Origin of the sequence: Streptomyces sp. Ru73 (assembly GCF_002920575.1) — a bacterium.
In the GTDB taxonomy this organism is placed as follows: domain Bacteria; phylum Actinomycetota; class Actinomycetes; order Streptomycetales; family Streptomycetaceae; genus Streptomyces.
In genome coordinates this window covers 1-291 of the sequence record NZ_PQSQ01000241.1, presented here as the reverse complement: position 1 = coordinate 291, position 291 = coordinate 1, and the positions used below count along the sequence as shown (strand labels likewise).

Here is a 291-nt window from a genome sequence, read left to right as displayed (position 1 = left end):
ACTCGGCAGCGCCGGGTGGCACACACAGCGAGGACGCTGTGAACGGGTTGGACTATTCCTCCGACCTGTTCCGCTCTCGTGTGTGTTTCACCGGATTACCGGTAAACATTCACGGAGAGTTTGATCCTGGCTCAGGACGAACGCTGGCGGCGTGCTTAACACATGCAAGTCGAACGATGAAGCCGCTTCGGTGGTGGATTAGTGGCGAACGGGTGAGTAACACGTGGGCAATCTGCCCTGCACTCTGGGACAAGCCCTGGAAACGGGGTCTAATACCGGATACGACACGGG

1 rRNA gene is annotated in these 291 nt (G+C 58.1%); it reads left to right on the top strand.

Going from position 1 to position 291, the window contains the following annotated elements:
* Positions 1-108 precede the first annotated feature (108 nt).
* Positions 109-291: ribosomal RNA gene (locus C3486_RS36770) — 16S ribosomal RNA — on the top strand; the annotation flags it as partial.